This window comes from Kosakonia sp. H02 (genome assembly GCA_030704225.1).
Taxonomy (GTDB): Bacteria; Pseudomonadota; Gammaproteobacteria; order Enterobacterales; family Enterobacteriaceae; genus Kosakonia.
On record CP131915.1, the window covers coordinates 2,770,113 to 2,787,273 of the forward strand.

General features: G+C 56.0%; 14 protein-coding genes. 1 reads left to right on the top strand and 13 read right to left on the bottom strand.

Annotation, left to right across the window (positions count from 1 at the left end):
- The first annotated feature begins 3 nt into the window (after window positions 1–3).
- The gene (gene apaH / locus Q5705_12970) at window positions 4–852 is read left to right on the top strand and encodes a bis(5'-nucleosyl)-tetraphosphatase (symmetrical) ApaH (GenBank protein WLI75511.1); all 849 of its coding nucleotides are present in this window, start codon (window positions 4–6) and stop codon (window positions 850–852) included.
- 37 nt (window positions 853–889) lie between these two features.
- On the opposite strand, the gene folA is transcribed toward apaH, so the two are convergent.
- The 13 genes from folA to ribF form a co-directional block, all read right to left on the bottom strand.
- Complete coding sequence (folA, locus tag Q5705_12975; GenBank protein ID WLI75512.1) at window positions 890–1,369, bottom strand: type 3 dihydrofolate reductase; 480 nt, start codon at window positions 1,367–1,369, stop codon at window positions 890–892.
- A gap of 195 nt (window positions 1,370–1,564) precedes the next feature.
- The gene (gene kefC, locus Q5705_12980; GenBank protein WLI75513.1) at window positions 1,565–3,427 is read right to left on the bottom strand and encodes a glutathione-regulated potassium-efflux system protein KefC; all 1,863 of its coding nucleotides are present in this window, start codon (window positions 3,425–3,427) and stop codon (window positions 1,565–1,567) included.
- On the bottom strand, window positions 3,420–3,950 hold the full coding sequence (gene kefF / locus Q5705_12985) for a glutathione-regulated potassium-efflux system oxidoreductase KefF (GenBank protein WLI75514.1): 531 nt from the start codon (window positions 3,948–3,950) through the stop codon (window positions 3,420–3,422). The genes kefC and kefF overlap by 8 nt, the downstream gene beginning before the upstream one ends.
- Before the next feature lie 127 nt (window positions 3,951–4,077).
- The gene (locus Q5705_12990; protein ID WLI75515.1) at window positions 4,078–4,311 is read right to left on the bottom strand and encodes a YgdI/YgdR family lipoprotein; all 234 of its coding nucleotides are present in this window, start codon (window positions 4,309–4,311) and stop codon (window positions 4,078–4,080) included.
- 207 nt (window positions 4,312–4,518) lie between these two features.
- On the bottom strand, window positions 4,519–7,743 hold the full coding sequence (gene carB, locus Q5705_12995) for a carbamoyl-phosphate synthase large subunit (GenBank protein WLI75516.1): 3,225 nt from the start codon (window positions 7,741–7,743) through the stop codon (window positions 4,519–4,521).
- 17 nt (window positions 7,744–7,760) lie between these two features.
- Window positions 7,761–8,909, bottom strand: a complete 1,149-nt coding sequence (carA, locus tag Q5705_13000) for a glutamine-hydrolyzing carbamoyl-phosphate synthase small subunit (protein ID WLI75517.1) — start codon at window positions 8,907–8,909, stop codon at window positions 7,761–7,763.
- Window positions 8,910–9,364: 455 nt separating this feature from the next.
- A complete protein-coding gene (gene dapB / locus Q5705_13005) occupies window positions 9,365–10,186 on the bottom strand; it encodes a 4-hydroxy-tetrahydrodipicolinate reductase (protein WLI75518.1) in 822 nt (273 codons plus the stop codon).
- Between the two features lie 137 nt (window positions 10,187–10,323).
- On the bottom strand, window positions 10,324–11,238 hold the full coding sequence (gene rihC, locus Q5705_13010; GenBank protein ID WLI75519.1) for a ribonucleoside hydrolase RihC: 915 nt from the start codon (window positions 11,236–11,238) through the stop codon (window positions 10,324–10,326).
- A 76-nt stretch (window positions 11,239–11,314) separates the two neighbouring features.
- Complete coding sequence (gene ispH / locus Q5705_13015; GenBank protein WLI75520.1) at window positions 11,315–12,265, bottom strand: 4-hydroxy-3-methylbut-2-enyl diphosphate reductase; 951 nt, start codon at window positions 12,263–12,265, stop codon at window positions 11,315–11,317.
- Window positions 12,246–12,716, bottom strand: coding sequence for an FKBP-type peptidyl-prolyl cis-trans isomerase (gene fkpB, locus Q5705_13020; GenBank protein WLI75521.1), 471 nt, complete (start codon window positions 12,714–12,716; stop codon window positions 12,246–12,248). The genes ispH and fkpB overlap by 20 nt, the downstream gene beginning before the upstream one ends.
- A gap of 109 nt (window positions 12,717–12,825) precedes the next feature.
- On the bottom strand, window positions 12,826–13,326 hold the full coding sequence (lspA, locus tag Q5705_13025; protein ID WLI75522.1) for a signal peptidase II: 501 nt from the start codon (window positions 13,324–13,326) through the stop codon (window positions 12,826–12,828).
- On the bottom strand, window positions 13,326–16,142 hold the full coding sequence (gene ileS, locus Q5705_13030) for an isoleucine--tRNA ligase (protein ID WLI75523.1): 2,817 nt from the start codon (window positions 16,140–16,142) through the stop codon (window positions 13,326–13,328). The genes lspA and ileS overlap by 1 nt, the downstream gene beginning before the upstream one ends.
- Before the next feature lie 45 nt (window positions 16,143–16,187).
- Complete coding sequence (gene ribF / locus Q5705_13035; GenBank protein WLI75524.1) at window positions 16,188–17,129, bottom strand: bifunctional riboflavin kinase/FAD synthetase; 942 nt, start codon at window positions 17,127–17,129, stop codon at window positions 16,188–16,190.
- Window positions 17,130–17,161: the final 32 nt, after the last annotated feature.

The following is a 17,161-nucleotide window of genomic DNA, read 5'->3' on the forward strand; positions in this document are numbered from 1 at the left end:
ACAATGTCTACATACCTTATTGGCGATGTTCACGGTTGCTTTGATGAACTGATCGCGCTGTTAAAACAGGTCGAATTTTCGCCGGAACAAGACACTTTATGGCTGACAGGCGACCTCGTTGCCCGTGGGCCAGGCTCGCTGGATGTACTGCGTTACGTCAAATCCCTTGGCGATAGCGTGCGCATCGTGCTGGGCAACCATGACTTACACCTGCTGGCCGTGTTTGCGGGTATCAGCCGTAATAAACCTAAAGATCGCCTTAACCTGCTGCTTGAAGCGCCCGACGCCGATGAGCTGATCAACTGGCTACGCCGCCAGCCGCTGTTGCAAATCGACGAAGAGAAAAAGCTGGTGATGGCTCACGCCGGGATCACGCCGCAGTGGGATATCGACACCGCAAAAAGCTGCGCCCGCGATGCCGAAGCCGTGCTGGCGAGCGATTCGTATCCTTTATTTCTTGATGCGATGTATGGCGATCTGCCAAATCACTGGTCGCCGGAATTAAGCGGTCTTGCGCGCCTGCGTTTTATCACTAACGCGTTTACGCGCATGCGCTACTGCTTCCCGAACGGGCAGCTTGATATGTACTGCAAAGACATCCCGCAGAACGCCCCCGCGCCGCTCAAACCCTGGTTCGCGATCCCGGGGCCGGTGGCGCAGGAGTACAGCATCGTCTTTGGTCACTGGGCTTCGCTGGAAGGCACCGGGACGCCGGAAGGGATTTACGGGCTGGATACCGGATGCTGCTGGGGCGGCGATCTGACCTGCCTGCGCTGGGAAGATAAAAAATACTTCACGCAGCCGTCGAACCGCCAGATGGATTTGGGTGATGACGAGGCGATCGCCTCTTAGAACAGATTCCCCGACGCGGCGGCGTCGGGGAAAGGGATTATCTGCGATTCAGAATTTCGAAGCAGTAGCTGTGCGAGTTCTGCTCGTCAGCGTCGTGGAATTCGCTAAATACCGATTCCCACTCATCCGGATCGTAGTCCGGGAAATGGGTATCGCCTTCCACTTCCGCATCAATATGCGTCAGATAGAGACGCTGCGCTTTCGGCAGGAACTGCTCGTAAACGCGACCGCCGCCGATCACCATGATCTCTTCCGCGTCGCCGCATTGCGCGATGGCTTCATCCACGGATTTCACCCACTGCACGCGATCGTCACTGCCCGGCTGGCTACTGATGACGATATTTTTACGCCCCGGCAGCGGGCGACCGATGGATTCCCACGTCAGGCGGCCCATCACAACAGGTTTGTTTAAGGTGGAGCGCTTAAACCAGGCGAGATCGGCAGGGAGATGCCACGGCATGGCGTTTTCCATACCGATGACGCGATCCACTGCTAACGCCGCAATCAGACTGATCATTGATTCATTCCTGGATGCAAAAAAAATTGTCGCCACTATACGGAAAGCACATTCCTTCGTCGACGGTGAGTAGGGCAAAGAATGAGAAAAATTTCTATTCTGCTGGCGGCGGCGCAACCTGCACCTGCACCGCCAGCTTTCCACGCGCGTGGAATCAAACCGTTAGCCGTAAATTAGCCTGAACACAGCACACTCTCACGCCTGCGGTTTCGCCTCGGGTTCGTCTGCCGGGTCACCGGTATGCCGCCCCTCTTCTGTCCCCTGCCAGCCGTGACGCTGGGTAACCGACAGATGCGCCCGATCTTCGGAAATGATCTCCGTTAGCATCGCACTGGTACGTTTAAACACGGCGGCGCGCGCCTGAGCGTCGTTTTCGACCTGCGCCATCTCTTCAATCATCGTCGTATTAAAACGGCGGAAATGATCGGCACGCTCGCGCGCTTCATACGCGCCAAGCCCCAATCCTTCCAGCGCCAGACGCCCGGTTTTCAGCGCCGCTTCGAAGGTTTCACGCTCGGGTTGCTCCACGCCCGCCTGGCGCAGGCGAATGTAGTGATCGACATCGCGGGCGCGGGCAATAATGCGCAGGTGCGGGAAATGTTCTTTCGCCAGCTCTGTTAATTGTAGGCTAGCCTGCGGATCATCAATGGCATTAATCAACACTTCCGCGCGTCCGGCTCCGGCAGATTCCAGCAGATCGACACGGGTGGCGTCGCCGTAAAACACTTTCATGCCGAACTTGCGCAGGGTTTCAATATGATCGGGATCGTGGTCGAGCACCACCATCCTCACGCCGCTGGAGAGCAACAAACGCCCGGCGATCTGGCCGAAACGCCCAAAGCCCGCGACAATCACCCGCGCTTCTTCTTCATCGATCTCATCGGCTTCGCGTTCCTGCTGCGAGCCGGACGCTTCAAGGCGGGTCAGCAATACCAGCAACACCGGCGTGGCCGCCATCGACAGCGCCACCGTCAGCGTCAGCGCTTTCGCCCATTCGCCATCCAGCACCTGCGCGGTTTGCGCCGCGCCGAACACCACAAAGGCGAATTCACTTCCCTGCCCTAATAGCGCCGCAAACCACCACCGCTGCTTACCGGGGACGTTTAATGGCCGGGCGATCAGCCACAGCACCGCGCTTTTAATCACCAGGAAACCGACCAGCAGCAACAGAATGCGCAGCGGATGCGTCACCAGCGTGCCGAAGTCTATCGACATGCCGACGCCGATAAAAAACAGCCCCAACAGTAACCCTTTAAACGGTTCAATATCGCTTTCCAGCGCGTGACGGTATTCGGAGCTGGCAAGCAACACCCCGGCGAGAAACGCGCCCATCGCCATCGATAACCCGGCTTCTTCGAGCAGCAAACCAAAACCGAAGACGAGGAACAGCGCCACGGCGCAGAACACTTCCCGCAGGCCAGAGCGGGCCACGAACCGCAGCGCCGGACGGGCAACATACCGGCCAATCACAACGACCAGCGTCAGGGAGGCAATCACTTTCAGAGCCGACAGGGTAAAGGCGCTGAGCGTCATCGCGCCGCCGCTGGCGGCCAGCAGCGGGATCATCGCCACCAGCGGAATGGCGGCGATATCCTGAAACAGCAGCACGGAAAAGGCGCTGCGCCCCATTTGCGAGACGGTCAGGTTGCGCTCATTCATCGCCTGCATGGCAATCGCCGTCGACGAGAGCGCCAGCGTCAGACCAATCAGCAAGGCCACCGGCCAGGGCAGGCCGAGCAGCGCGCAAAACCCGCCGAGCAGCACACCGCAACTGATCATCTGTAACGCGCCGCCGCCAAACACCGAGGCGCGTAATTTCCATAGCCGCTGCGGATCCAGCTCAAGGCCGATGATAAACAGCATCAGCACCACGCCAATTTCCGCAAAATGAAGGATAGATTCCGCATCGGTGACCAGCCGCAATCCCCACGGGCCAATAATGCCACCAGCAATCAGATAGCCGAGCACCGATCCCAGCCCGAGGCGTACCGCAATCGGCACCACCAGCGCTGCCGATCCAAGGTAGATAAGCGCCTGAATTAATGAATGACTATCCACGCTGCGCCTCCTGCCACTCCAGCAAACGTTGTTTGTAATGGCGCGCCTGCGCCTGCAAGGTTTCGTCATCGCAGACAAAGGTGCAATGGGCAGCAATTGGCGGCAACCAGTTCAGGCCACAGTAGATTGCGGTGGCTTGTAACGGCTGGGCAAGCACATCAAAACCGGGGTGCGAACCAATATCAAAATGCTGATCGCCACCGCCAGTGGTCACTGCCCACATCACGCTTTTGCCACGCAGCGCCGTGCCGCCGTGGCCGTAAGCCCAGCCGTGCGCTAACACTTTATCGATCCAGAGTTTGAGCAAGGGCGTGATGCTGTACCACTGCATTGGGTGTTGCCAGATGATGAGATCGGCGCGGGAAACCGCGTCCTGCTCGGCAGCGACGTCAATATTGAAGTCAGGATAGAGTTCGTAAAGAGAGCGGATTTCCACCTCTTCCAGCGTCCTGGCCAGTTCAAGCATGCGCTTATTCGCATGCGAGTGCTGCGGATAAGGATGGGCGTAAATAATGAGGATCATCGATTAACCTGTTTTCACTGTATTTTCATGAGAGTGTAGACAGTTAATCGGTTGGCTAACAGCAGCAATCTGTAGGGGAATTCTGAAGAAAGTGCGGCGGCAGGCGCCACCGCATCGCACGCATGGATTAGTTATCCAGTTCGCTCATGTTCTTAACCTGGTCACGGTTAATCTGCTCGGTTTTACCGGTTTCGGCGTTTTTATAGGAAACCATACCGGTGTCATCGTCCACCTGCGGTTTGCCGTCGGTAACAATGGTGCGGCCATCAACGGTGCGTACAGCCTGGTTAGATGTACAACCTGCAACGGTAAACAGTGCAGCGGCAGTCAGAACAGACGTCATCAGAAGTTTGGTTCGCATGGTTATCTCCCTGCTTTTCAGTGAATTTTATACCTCTGTTGAATGATTGTAGGTTAACGCTCTGAGAGGTGGGGGAAATGCAGAACACTCTGAAGGCCTTGCAAGATGTGTGAGAAATTTGTAGGCCGGATAAGGCGTAGCCGCCATCAGGAAATCATGCCTGATGGCGCTTCGCTTATCAGGCCTACGAATCAGGCCTGGATACTGTTACTTACTGATTTGCGCGTGCATCTCCTGCACGGAAATCACTTTCTCGGTGGCATCGGCATTCAGCGCCATCGCGGTGGCAAAGCCGCCGTTCAGCGTGGTGTCGTAATGCACTTTGTATTGCAGGGCGCTGCGGCGAATCAGTTTGGAATCTTCAATCGCCTGGCGGCCAGCCGTGGTGTTGATGATGTAGGTGTACTCGCCATTCTTAATACGATCCTGAATGTGCGGACGCCCTTCATGCACCTTGTTCACCAGGCGCGGGTTGATGCCCGCTTCGCCCAGCACAATCGCCGTGCCGTGAGTGGCATCCAGCTCGAAGCCCTGCTTCAGCAGTTTCGCCGCCAGATCCACCACGCGCTCTTTATCCCCTTCACGCACCGACAGCAGCGCGCGACCACGTTTTTTCATGGTGGAGTTGCTGCCCAGTTGCGCTTTGGCAAAGGCTTCGGCGAAGGTACGACCGACCCCCATCACTTCACCGGTTGAGCGCATTTCCGGCCCTAACAGCGGGTCGACCCCCGGGAACTTGTTAAACGGCAGCACCACTTCTTTCACCGAGTAATACGGCGGAATGATCTCTTTGGTGTAACCCTGTTGAGCCAGCGTTTTGCCGGTCATCACGCGCGCAGCCACTTTCGCCAGTTGCACGCCCGTCGCTTTGGACACAAACGGCACCGTACGCGCCGCGCGTGGGTTAACCTCAATCAGATAGACGTCGTTATCTTTCACCGCAAACTGCACGTTCATCAGGCCGCGAACTTGCAGCTCAAACGCCAGTTTTTGCACCTGCTGGCGCATCACATCCTGAATTTCCTGACTCAGGGTGTAAGCAGGCAGGGAACAGGCCGAGTCGCCGGAGTGCACGCCCGCCTGTTCGATATGCTCCATGATGCCGCCAATCAACACGGTGTCACCGTCGCAAATCGCATCGACGTCCACTTCGACTGCGTCGTCGAGGAATTTATCCAGCAGCACCGGCGCATCGTTAGAAACGCTCACCGCCGTCATAAAGTAGCGGCGCAGATCCACTTCGTCGTAGACGATTTCCATCGCCCGGCCGCCCAGGACATAAGACGGACGCACCACCAGCGGATAGGTGATCTCTTTCGCTTTCTCGACCGCCTGCTCCAGTGCAGTTACCGTGGCGTTAGCCGGTTGCAGCAGCTTCAGGCGCTCAACCGCCTGCTGGAAGCGCTCACGGTCTTCCGCACGGTCAATGGCATCCGGGCTGGTGCCGATAACCGGCACACCCGCGGCTTCCAGCGCGCGCGCCAGTTTCAGCGGCGTCTGGCCACCGTACTGCACGATAACGCCTTTCGGTTTTTCGATGCGCACGATTTCCAGCACATCTTCAAACGTCACCGGCTCGAAGTAGAGACGATCGGAGGTGTCGTAATCTGTCGAGACGGTCTCCGGGTTACAGTTGACCATAATGGTCTCGTAACCATCTTCGCGCAGCGCCAGCGAGGCGTGAACGCAGCAGTAGTCAAACTCAATGCCCTGACCGATACGGTTTGGACCGCCGCCGAGCACCATGATTTTTTCGCGATCCGGGTTCGGGTTGGCTTCGCACTCTTCTTCATAGGTGGAGTACATATACGCGGTGTCGGTGGCGAACTCTGCCGCACAGGTGTCCACGCGTTTGTAAACCGGGTGCAAGTTGTACTGGTCGCGCAGCTTGCGGATTTCCGCTTCGCGCACGCCCACAAGCGTAGCCAGACGCGCATCGGCAAAACCTTTGCGTTTCAACTGGCGCAAGAAATCCGCATCCAGACCGTTGATACCCTGAGCGGCCACCTGCTCTTCCAGACGCACCAGTTCTTCGATTTGCACCAGGAACCAGCGGTCGATATTGGTCAGGTTGAACACGCCGTCAACAGACAAGCCCGCACGGAAAGCATCCGCGATGTACCAGATACGCTCCGCGCCCGCGTCTTTCAGTTCGCGACGGATTTTGGTCAGCGCCTCCGGGTCGTCCAGATGCACTTTCGGGTCGAAGCCGGTTGCGCCCACTTCCAGCCCGCGCAGCGCTTTCTGCATGGATTCCTGCTGGGTGCGGCCAATCGCCATCACTTCGCCGACAGATTTCATCTGCGTGGTCAGGCGATCATTGGAGCCGACAAATTTTTCGAAGTTAAAGCGTGGAATTTTGGTGACAACATAATCGATGGACGGTTCGAAGGAAGCCGGAGTACGCCCGCCGGTGATGTCGTTCATCAGTTCGTCCAGCGTGTAACCGACCGCCAGTTTCGCCGCCACTTTGGCAATCGGGAAACCGGTCGCTTTGGAGGCCAGCGCCGAGGAGCGGGAAACACGCGGGTTCATTTCGATAACAATCAGACGACCATTTTTCGGGTTCACCGCAAACTGCACGTTAGAGCCGCCAGTTTCCACGCCGATTTCACGCAGTACCGCCATCGAGGCGTTACGCATGATTTGGTACTCTTTATCGGTCAGGGTCTGCGCGGGTGCAACGGTGATGGAGTCGCCGGTGTGAATGCCCATCGCGTCGAAGTTTTCAATCGAGCAGACGATGATGCAGTTGTCGTTCTTATCACGCACCACTTCCATTTCATACTCTTTCCAGCCAATCAGCGACTCATCAATCAGCAGCTCATTGGTCGGCGAGAGATCAAGACCGCGGGCGCAAATCTCTTCAAACTCTTCGCGGTTATAGGCGATACCGCCGCCGGTGCCGCCCATGGTAAAGGAAGGACGGATAATGCACGGATAGCCGACGTCAGCCGCCACGGCCAGCGCTTCATCCATGGTGTGAGCAATGCCGGAACGTGCGGTATCAAGACCAATTTTCTTCATCGCGATATCGAAACGGCGGCGATCTTCGGCTTTATCAATCGCATCAGCGGTGGCACCAATCATGGTGACGCCAAACTCTTCCAGTACGCCCTGACGCTCCAGCTCCAGCGCACAGTTCAGTGCGGTCTGGCCGCCCATGGTTGGCAGTACCGCATCCGGGCGCTCTTTTTCGATAATTTTGCGCACCACTTCCCAGTGGATCGGCTCGATATAGGTTGCGTCCGCCATTTCCGGGTCGGTCATGATGGTCGCCGGGTTAGAGTTCACCAGAATAACGCGGTAACCCTCTTCACGTAGCGCTTTGCAGGCTTGCGCGCCGGAGTAGTCGAATTCACATGCCTGGCCGATAACAATCGGGCCAGCGCCAAGGATCAGGATGCTTTTTAGGTCTGTACGTTTTGGCATGGCTCTTTTTCTCCTGATTATTTGGCGGTATTGCGATACTGCTCAATCAATTCAATAAAGTGGTCAAACAGCGGTGCGGCATCGTGCGGGCCAGGGCTCGCTTCCGGGTGGCCCTGGAAGCTGAACGCCGGTTTGTCAGTGCGATGAATGCCCTGCAATGTGCCGTCAAACAGCGACTTATGGGTGACGCGCAGGTTTGCAGGCATGGAGGCTTCGTCCACTGCAAAGCCGTGGTTCTGCGCGGTAATCATCACCGTATTGTTGTCGATATCTTTTACCGGATGGTTGCCGCCGTGGTGACCGAACTTCATCTTCACGGTTTTCGCACCGCTTGCCAGCGCCAGTAACTGGTGCCCCAGGCAGATGCCGAACACCGGAATGTCGGTTTCAAGGAACGCTTTAATCGCCTCGATGGCGTAATCGCACGGGGCCGGGTCGCCAGGACCGTTAGAGAGGAACACGCCGTCCGGGTTGAGTTTCAGGACTTCTTGCGCCGGGGTTTTCGCCGGAACCACCGTCAGGCGGCAGCCGCGATCCACAAGCATTCGCAGAATGTTGCGTTTCGCGCCGTAGTCATACGCCACGACATGGTAAGGCAGCTCGCTCTCTGGCTTCGCCTGCGGCAGCTCACCGGCCAGCGTCCAGCTGCCTTGCGTCCAGCTATAGGTTTCTGCCGTGGTCACTTCTTTTGCCAGATCCATGCCGTTCAGGCCGGGGAAGGCTTTCGCTTTTTCCAGCGCCACGGCGGCGTCAACATTTTCACCCGCGATGATGCAGCCATTTTGCGCGCCTTTTTCACGCAGCAAGCGGGTTAATTTGCGGGTATCAATATCGGCAATCGCCACGATGTTATGGCGCTTGAGGTAAGAAGAGAGGTCTTCGGTGCTGCGGTAGTTACTGGCAATTAGTGGCAGGTCGCGAATGACCAGGCCTTGCGCGTGAACTTGAGAAGATTCTTCGTCAGCGGAGTTGGTGCCGACATTGCCGATATGAGGATAAGTAAGAGTGACGATTTGGCGGGAATAGGAAGGATCAGTGAGGATTTCTTGATAACCGGTCATTGAAGTATTGAAAACGACTTCCCCAACCGCCGTGCCTGTTGCCCCTATGGCCCGACCGTAAAACTGGGTTCCGTCTTCCAGAACCAATAGCGCTGACTTAATCAAAACACCCTCCAGAGAATATTCACTCACTTTATTTGCATATTAATTCATATTGAGATGATGAATCAATGCAAATTTGCTGGCCGTGGATTTTTGGCAAACGGCGGCATTCTGGAGAGATGTCGGCTAAAAGTCAACTTATCCGCCGTATTTTTCTTTGTCTTTTACGCCATTGCCTGGTTTTACTGGGTTTAACAGATAAAAAAGCAACGTTAACCCACCGGGAAAACGCTTGCGCCGCCCTAAAAATTGTTTCTCCAGCCTGATGAATGCTAAAAAGTAGACCAGATGGTCAAAATTTACATTTTTGAAACAGTAAAAGGCAGGATAAAGCAAGATTAGTCGTACTTAGCCGCAAAAACAGGCTGGAAAGGGGAAAATAAAAGGGCAATAAAATATTGCCCTTTGCAATCAATCGATTATGACTGCAACAACCACATCACGAAGGGTAAAAACTTTTACAAATTGTTGAGATCAAGCACATCGCGCATATCAAAAAGGCCTGTTTTCTTTTGCTTCAGCCATAAAGCGGAACGCACCGCGCCATTGGCAAAGGTCATACGGCTTGAAGCTTTATGCGTAATCTCAACGCGTTCGCCGATATCAGCGAACATCGCTGTATGTTCGCCGACAATATCCCCCGCACGAACCGTCGCAAAGCCGATTGTGCCGGGCACACGCTCGCCGGTATGGCCTTCACGTGCATAAACCGCGCACTCTTTTAACTCTTTATTCAATGACGAGGCGATAGCTTCCCCCATCGCCAGCGCAGTTCCCGAGGGCGCATCAACCTTGTAGCGATGGTGCGCTTCGATGATTTCGATATCGGTGTAATCGCCCATGACTTTTGCCGCTTTTTCCAGCAGTTTCAGCATGACGTTAACGCCGACGCTGAAGTTGGCCGCAAAGACAATGGCGATATCCTGTGCCGCATCGCTGATCGCCTGCTTACCCGCATCGTCAAACCCGGTGGTGCCAATCACCATGCCTTTGTGGTGCTGGCGGCAAAAAGCCAGATGATTTAGCGTGCCTTCCGGGCGGGTAAAATCGATAAACACATCGAAGTCGTCTTTTACGGCATCGAGGCTGCTCTGCACAGCGACACCGGTTTTCGCCACACCGGCCAGTTCGCCCGCATCGCTTCCCAATAAAGAGGAGCCTTCGCGCTCCAGCGCTGCGCCAAGCGCAACGCCCTCCATTGCCAGCGCTGCCTGAATCAGTTGACGGCCCATACGTCCGCCAGCGCCCGCGATGGCTACGCGGATTGGTGCATCATGCATAGTTGTGCTCTTTTGTTAATGAAATGCGTAAAAATCGTTTCCAGATTAACCAGCCCGTGTCTGAGCCACCAGCCGAAAACGCCGATAATAAGAAATTAATGATATACAGCCAGAAATATCAGTAAAAGGCATGATCGTCAGGGTGCCAGCGCCAGTACTTCTTCTACCCAGTGGCGGAAACCCTCGACATCGATATCCAGAGCCACCTGCGCGTTCGCGGCCAGACCCAGCTTGCCATCAATATCCACTACTGTGGTTCCGGCGGTAAATTGCCCCTGCGTTTCCACAGCGACAAAACAGGATTTGAGCGTAAATAATTCCGGGCGTACAAGCCAGGCGATGGCGCAAAGATCGTGCATGCGCAGCCCCGTAGACAGGCTGCCGCTGCGATAGTGGCTGAATAATGCATGCAGCATTTTGCCTGTGCGGTTGAGCGTAGGGAGCATCGCCAGAAACTCTGGTGTGAGTGTCGCGCGGTTGGTGACATCCAGGCCGCACATCACAATCTCCAGACCGCTGTTAAACACGCGGGCCGCCGCCTCCGGATCGATAGCGATATTAAATTCGGCATTCGGCGTGAAGTTACCGCGTCCGGCGGAACCGCCCATCATCACCAGCCGGCGGATATTGAACTGACATTCGGGATAGTGGGAGAGCAACAGCGCAATATTGGTCAGCGGGCCGATGGTCACCAGCGTTATCGGCTCCGGTGAAGCCAGCAGCACATCGCGGATCGCCTGAAATGCCGGGATCGCCAAAGGCTGGCACGAATGTTCGATAAAGTCATATCCATCCAGCCCGGATTCGCCGTGGACATCTGCGGCGCTATACAGCGAGCGCAGCAGTGGCGTGGCAGCCCCTTGTGCCAACGGAATATCGGCGCTCCAGAAGTTCAGCAGTTGCAGCGCATTGCGGGTGGTTTTTTCCAGCGAAACGTTGCCGGCAACGGTGGTGATAAGTTTGAGATCGCACTGCGGCGCAAACAGCGCGGCGGCAATCGCCACGGCATCATCAATGCCCGGATCGGTGTCGAGAATCATTGGCAGACGCATAGCTCCTCCACGAAAAATGCCCATAAAAAATGCCAGACTCGGTCTGGCATCTTCGCATAAAGCTTAGTGAAAAAGGTTATTCGACTTCGCGAACATCAACCCGCAGCTCTTTTGGCACTTCGAAGACGATGTTCTCCTCGCGTCCTTCCAGCGGAATGGCGTCGCCGCCGCCCAGCTCTTGCAGGCGGGTAATAACGTTTTGCACGAGGATATCCGGCGCGGATGCCCCGGCGGTCACGCCAACGCAGTTAATCTCTTTTACCCAGCTTTCCTGGATATCGGAAGCGTCATCAATCAGATACGCCGCTTTGCCCATGCGCTGCGCCAGTTCGGCCAGACGATTGGAGTTGGAGGAGTTTTTCGAACCGACCACCAGCACCACTTCTGCCTGTTCTGCCAGGGCACGTACCGCCTCCTGGCGGTTGGTCGTGGCGTAGCAGATGTCATCTTTGCGCGGGCCGACAATTTGCGGGAAACGCGCGCGCAGAGCGTCAATCACATCCGAGGTATCGTCCACGGAAAGCGTCGTCTGGGTCATAAACGATAATTTGTCTGCGTCTTTGATATTCAGCGTGCCGACATCCTCCGGTGATTCCACCAGATACATGCCCCCTTTCGGGTTGCTGTACTGGCCCATCGTGCCTTCCACTTCCGGGTGCCCGGCGTGACCAATCAGGATCGCCTCTTCGCCGCGGCGGCTGGCGCGCGCCACTTCCATATGCACTTTGGTCACCAGCGGACAGGTGGCGTCAAAGACCGTTAAATCACGGCTTTTTGCTTCGTTACGCACCGCCTGGGAGACGCCGTGGGCGGAGAAGATCAGGATCGCGCCGTCCGGCACTTCGCTAATCTGTTCGATGAAGATAGCGCCGCGCTCGCGCAGGCTGTCGACAACGTAACGGTTGTGCACCACTTCGTGACGCACGTAAATGGGTGCGCCGTACAGTTCCAGCGCGTTTTCAACAATGCTGATAGCGCGGTCAACCCCGGCGCAAAAGCCGCGCGGGTTAGCCAACAGGATCTGCATTTGTCTCCTCCAGTGCCGGATCGACTTCCAGCACATCAATATCAAAATGAACGGTTCTGCCCGCCAGCGGATGGTTGAAATCAACGGTGATGGAATCGCCGTTAACTTCGCGGATCACGCCCGGCATTTCGCTGCCATCCATTGCGGTAAAGAGCATTATCGCGCCGATTTCAGGCTCCCCGGCGTCCATAAATTCACGGCGCGAAAAGTACTGAATCAGGTCCGGGCTTGGTATGCCGAATGCGGCATCAGGCTCGAGCGAAAAGACTTTTTTCTCCCCGGCTTTCAGGCCAAGCAGATGTTGTTCCAGTCCTTCGGAGAGTGAACCGTCGCCCAGACGAAACAGCGCCGGTTTGCCGTTATTGCGGGTTGACTCGGCAAGAGAGCCATCTTCGAGCTTAAGCGTGAAGTGCACCAGCACCGCGCTGTCGCTCTGTACGGATTTAGACATGCAGGTTGCTCTTATGTTTTTAGCAAATGTATTGCCCGGTTGCGCATTGATTGCCGGATGGCGCTACGCGTATCCGGCCTACAAACCGGGCCTACAATGCTTTAATGGCTTACGCCTGTTTTTTCACTGCGGCGGAGGGCAAAAAACCTTCCAGCACAATCAGCGCCGCGCCGATACAGATTGCGGTATCAGCAAGGTTAAACGTAGCAAAATGCCAGTCGCCCAGATAAAAATCGATCATATCGACGACAAAGCCATGCCACAGACGGTCGAACAGGTTGCCAAGCGCACCGCCGATAATCAGCGCATAGGCGATGTTATTCAGCTTTTGTGTCGCCCGGCCACGGTACATCAACACCGCCAGCACGACGCAGATACCAATCGCGATACCCGCAAAGAACCAGCGCTGCCAGCCGCCGCTGTCTGCCAGGAAACTGAATGCCGCACCGTAGTTACGCGCGTAGTGCAGGTTAAGCGACGGGAACAGTGACACCGTATCCCCCAGAGCGAAGTTCTGGAGGATCAGGTACTTACTGCCCAGATCGATAATCAGCACCACCACCACCAGCCACAGCCAGCGCAGTCCTGTTGAAAAGATCGGTTTACTCATCAGGCAAACTTACGTTTTTCGCCGTCGCCGGCAACGTTGCTAACACAGCGTCCGCAGATATCTGCGTGTTCCGCCACCTTGCCGACATCGTTGGTGTAGTGCCAGCAGCGCGGGCACTTCTCACCTTCGGCTTTGCTCAGGGACACTTTCAGGCCTTTGAGCAGCTCGCTCTGCTGTGCATCCGCAGAAGCGCTGGCATAATCCGCAACTTTCGCCCCGGAGGTCAACAAGACAAATCGTAATTCGTCGCCCAGTGCGGTCAACTTCGCTGCCAGCTCCGGTTCGGCAAACAGCGTCACCGCCGCTTCCAGCGAGCCGCCCACTTTCTTGTCGGCGCGTGCCTGTTCGATAACCTTGTTCACTTCGCCGCGTACTTTCAGCAGCTCGTCCCAGAAGGCATCGTTCATGGCTTCGGTTTCCGCCAGACCAAACAGCCCTTCGTACCACTCACCGGTGAAGACGTATTTCTCGCGATCGCCCGGCAGATAGCCCCAGATTTCATCGGCGGTGAAGGACATAATCGGTGCCATCCAGCGAACCAGCGCTTCACAGATGTGATACAGCGCCGTCTGGCAGCTACGACGCGCCACGCTATCTGCTTTCGCGGTGTACTGGCGGTCTTTGATGATGTCGAGATAGAACGAGCCCATTTCGATGGAGCAGAAACGCATCAGACGCTGTACCACTTCGTGGAAGTCATAGGATTCGTAGGCTTTCAGGATATCGTCCTGCGCCGCTTTCGCGCAGCCCACCGCCCACCTGTCCAGCACCACCATCTCTTCCGGTTTCACCATGTCTTTTGCCGGATCGAAACCGTTAAGGTTAGCCAGCAGGAAGCGCGCGGTGTTACGGATACGACGATAGCTGTCGGCAGCACGTTTGAGGATCTCGTCAGAAACTGCCATTTCGCCGGTGTAATCGGTAGAAGCCACCCACAGACGCAGAATATCCGCGCCGAGTTTGTTCATTACATCCTGCGGGGAAACGGTGTTACCGATGGATTTGGACATTTTGCGTCCCTGACCATCAACGGTAAAACCGTGCGTCAGCACCTGACGGTACGGCGCTTTGCCTTTCATTGCCGTGGAGATCATCAGCGAGGACATAAACCAGCCGCGATGCTGATCCGAACCTTCCAGATACATATCCGCAGCGTGACCGGCGAATTCCGGGCGCACGTCCACAACGGAAGCGTGAGTTGAACCGGAGTCAAACCAGACGTCCAGCGTATCCGGCACTTTCGTATAATTGTCGGCATCGTCGCCCATGATGTCGCGCGGATCGAGATCCCACCACGCCTGAATACCATCAACTTCGACACGTTTGGCGACTTCTTCCATCAGCTCCAGCGTGCGCGGGTGCAGCTCTTCAGTATCTTTATGCACGAACAGCGACATCGGCACCCCCCACGTACGCTGACGCGAAATACACCAGTCAGGACGGTTAGCGACCATCGATTCGATACGCGCCTGACCCCAGTCCGGGATCCACTGCACGCCTTTGATCTCTTGCAGCGACTGCGCGCGCAGGCCTTTCTGATCCATGCTGACAAACCACTGCGGAGTGGCACGGAAGATGATCGGTGTTTTGTGGCGCCAGCAGCACGGGTAGCTGTGCTGGAGCTTCTCAACATGCAGCAGCGCGCCTTTTTCCGCCAGCAGCGCAACCACAATGTCGTTCGCTTTGAAGACGTTCACGCCATCCAGCGTCGGGTAAGTTCCCGGCAGATACGTACCGTCCGGGCCAACCGGGTTCGCCGTTTCCAGACCGTATTTTTGACCGATAACATAGTCATCCGGGCCGTGACCTGGTGCCGTATGCACCGCACCGGTACCCGCATCCAGCGTCACGTGATCGCCGAGGATCGCCGGTACGTCGAAATCGAGGAACGGATGTTTAAAGCGCGCCAGTTCCATCTCCGCACCATTTACCGTACCCAGCACCGTATAGCCGGTGATACCCGCGCGTTTCATGACGCTATCGACCAGATCTTTTGCCAGGATCAGCGCCTGGCCTTCAACCTGCACCAACGCATACTCGATTTCCGGCGACAGGGAGATCGCGCGGTTAGCAGGCAGTGTCCACGGCGTGGTGGTCCAGATAACCAGGGAGATCGGGCCATTAACGGACGAGACGCCGAATTTGGCTTTAACCGCGTCTTGATCAACGGCGTGGAACGCCACATCAATAGACGGAGAGGTTTTGTCGTAGTATTCAACTTCCGCTTCCGCCAGCGCGGAACGGCAGTCTACGCACCAGTGCACCGGTTTAGCCCCTTTAAGCAGGTGGCCGTTGCCGATGATTTTACCCAGTGCGCGGATGATATTGGCTTCGGTTTTGAAGTCCATGGTCAGATACGGGTGCGACCAGTCGCCCAGTACGCCAAGACGGATAAAGTCTTTGCGCTGCCCGTCAACCTGGGTGGCAGCATATTCACGGCATTTGGCACGGAACTCGGCGGCGGTGAATTTTTCGCCCGGCTTGCCGTACTCCTGCTCGACTTTCAGTTCGATCGGCAGACCGTGGCAATCCCAGCCCGGAACATAAGGCGAGTCAAACCCTGCGAGCCCTTTGGACTTCACAATAATGTCTTTCAGAATCTTGTTAACCGAGTGACCAATATGAATGCTGCCATTCGCATATGGAGGGCCATCATGCAGAATGAAGGTTTTTTTGCCTTTTTTCGCCGCACGGATGATGCCGTACAGGTCATCATCAGTCCAACGCGCCAGCATTCCCGGTTCGCGTTTGGCGAGATCGCCACGCATTGGGAACCCTGTTTCCGGCAAATTCAGGGTAGATTTGTAGTCACTCATTAGATTCTCGGTTCCGTATTTCGGTTTGATTAATACCACCAGGCCTTAAGAAGCCGGTTTAGATAGCCCAAAAAACGCGCGGGCAGCTACCTCATCGCGGGCGATTTGCGCCTTTAGCTCATCAAGGGAGGCAAATCGCTGTTCATTGCGTATTTTTTTACGCAGCACTACATCTATATGGCGACCGTAAAGGTCCATTACAACGTCAAGCAAATGCACTTCCAGTTGCTGACGTACACCAGCGACTGTTGGACGCGTGCCAATATTGGCAACACCGGGAAGCAGCGTATCGCCCAGCCCAGCCACTTCTACCGCATATACCCCTTTAACCGGGGAGACCAGACGACGCAGCGGTATATTCGCCGTCGGGAAACCTATGGTGCGCCCCAGTTCATCGCCGTGGACAACGCGCCCGGAGATACTGAACGGGTGGCCCAGTAAGTTTTCAGCAAGCTCAAGGTTGTCATCCGCAAGAGCCTGGCGAACCGCAGTGCTGCTGACGCGTACGCCACTTTCGCAGAAGGTTTGCGTACTGGTGACGTCAAAGCCATATTTCTGACCGGCCTTCTGTAATAACAAGAAATCCCCCTGGCGACCAGCGCCAAAACGGAAATCGTCACCGACTGCGAGAAATTTCACACCGAGGCGATCGACCAGCAGATCGCTGACAAACGTTTGTGCGGTCAAGGCCGCAAAACGGCGGTCGAAGCGCACGCAGAGCACATAATCAATGCCGCAACCTGCCAACAAGCGCAGCTTTTCGCGCAGGCGGGTCAGACGCGCGGACGCTTTTTCCCCAGCGAACAACTCCAGCGGCTGCGGTTCAAAAATCATTACCATCACCGGCAAGCCACGGGCGCGCCCTTCAGCGCCAAGCCCCTGTAGCAAAGCCTGGTGACCGCGATGCACGCCGTCAAAATTACCAATAGTCAGCACACACCCGTGCGGTGCCTGGCTGAGATTATGTATGCCGCGTATCAGCTTCATGTCTGGCTCAAAACAGTGAAAATCGTCGGATT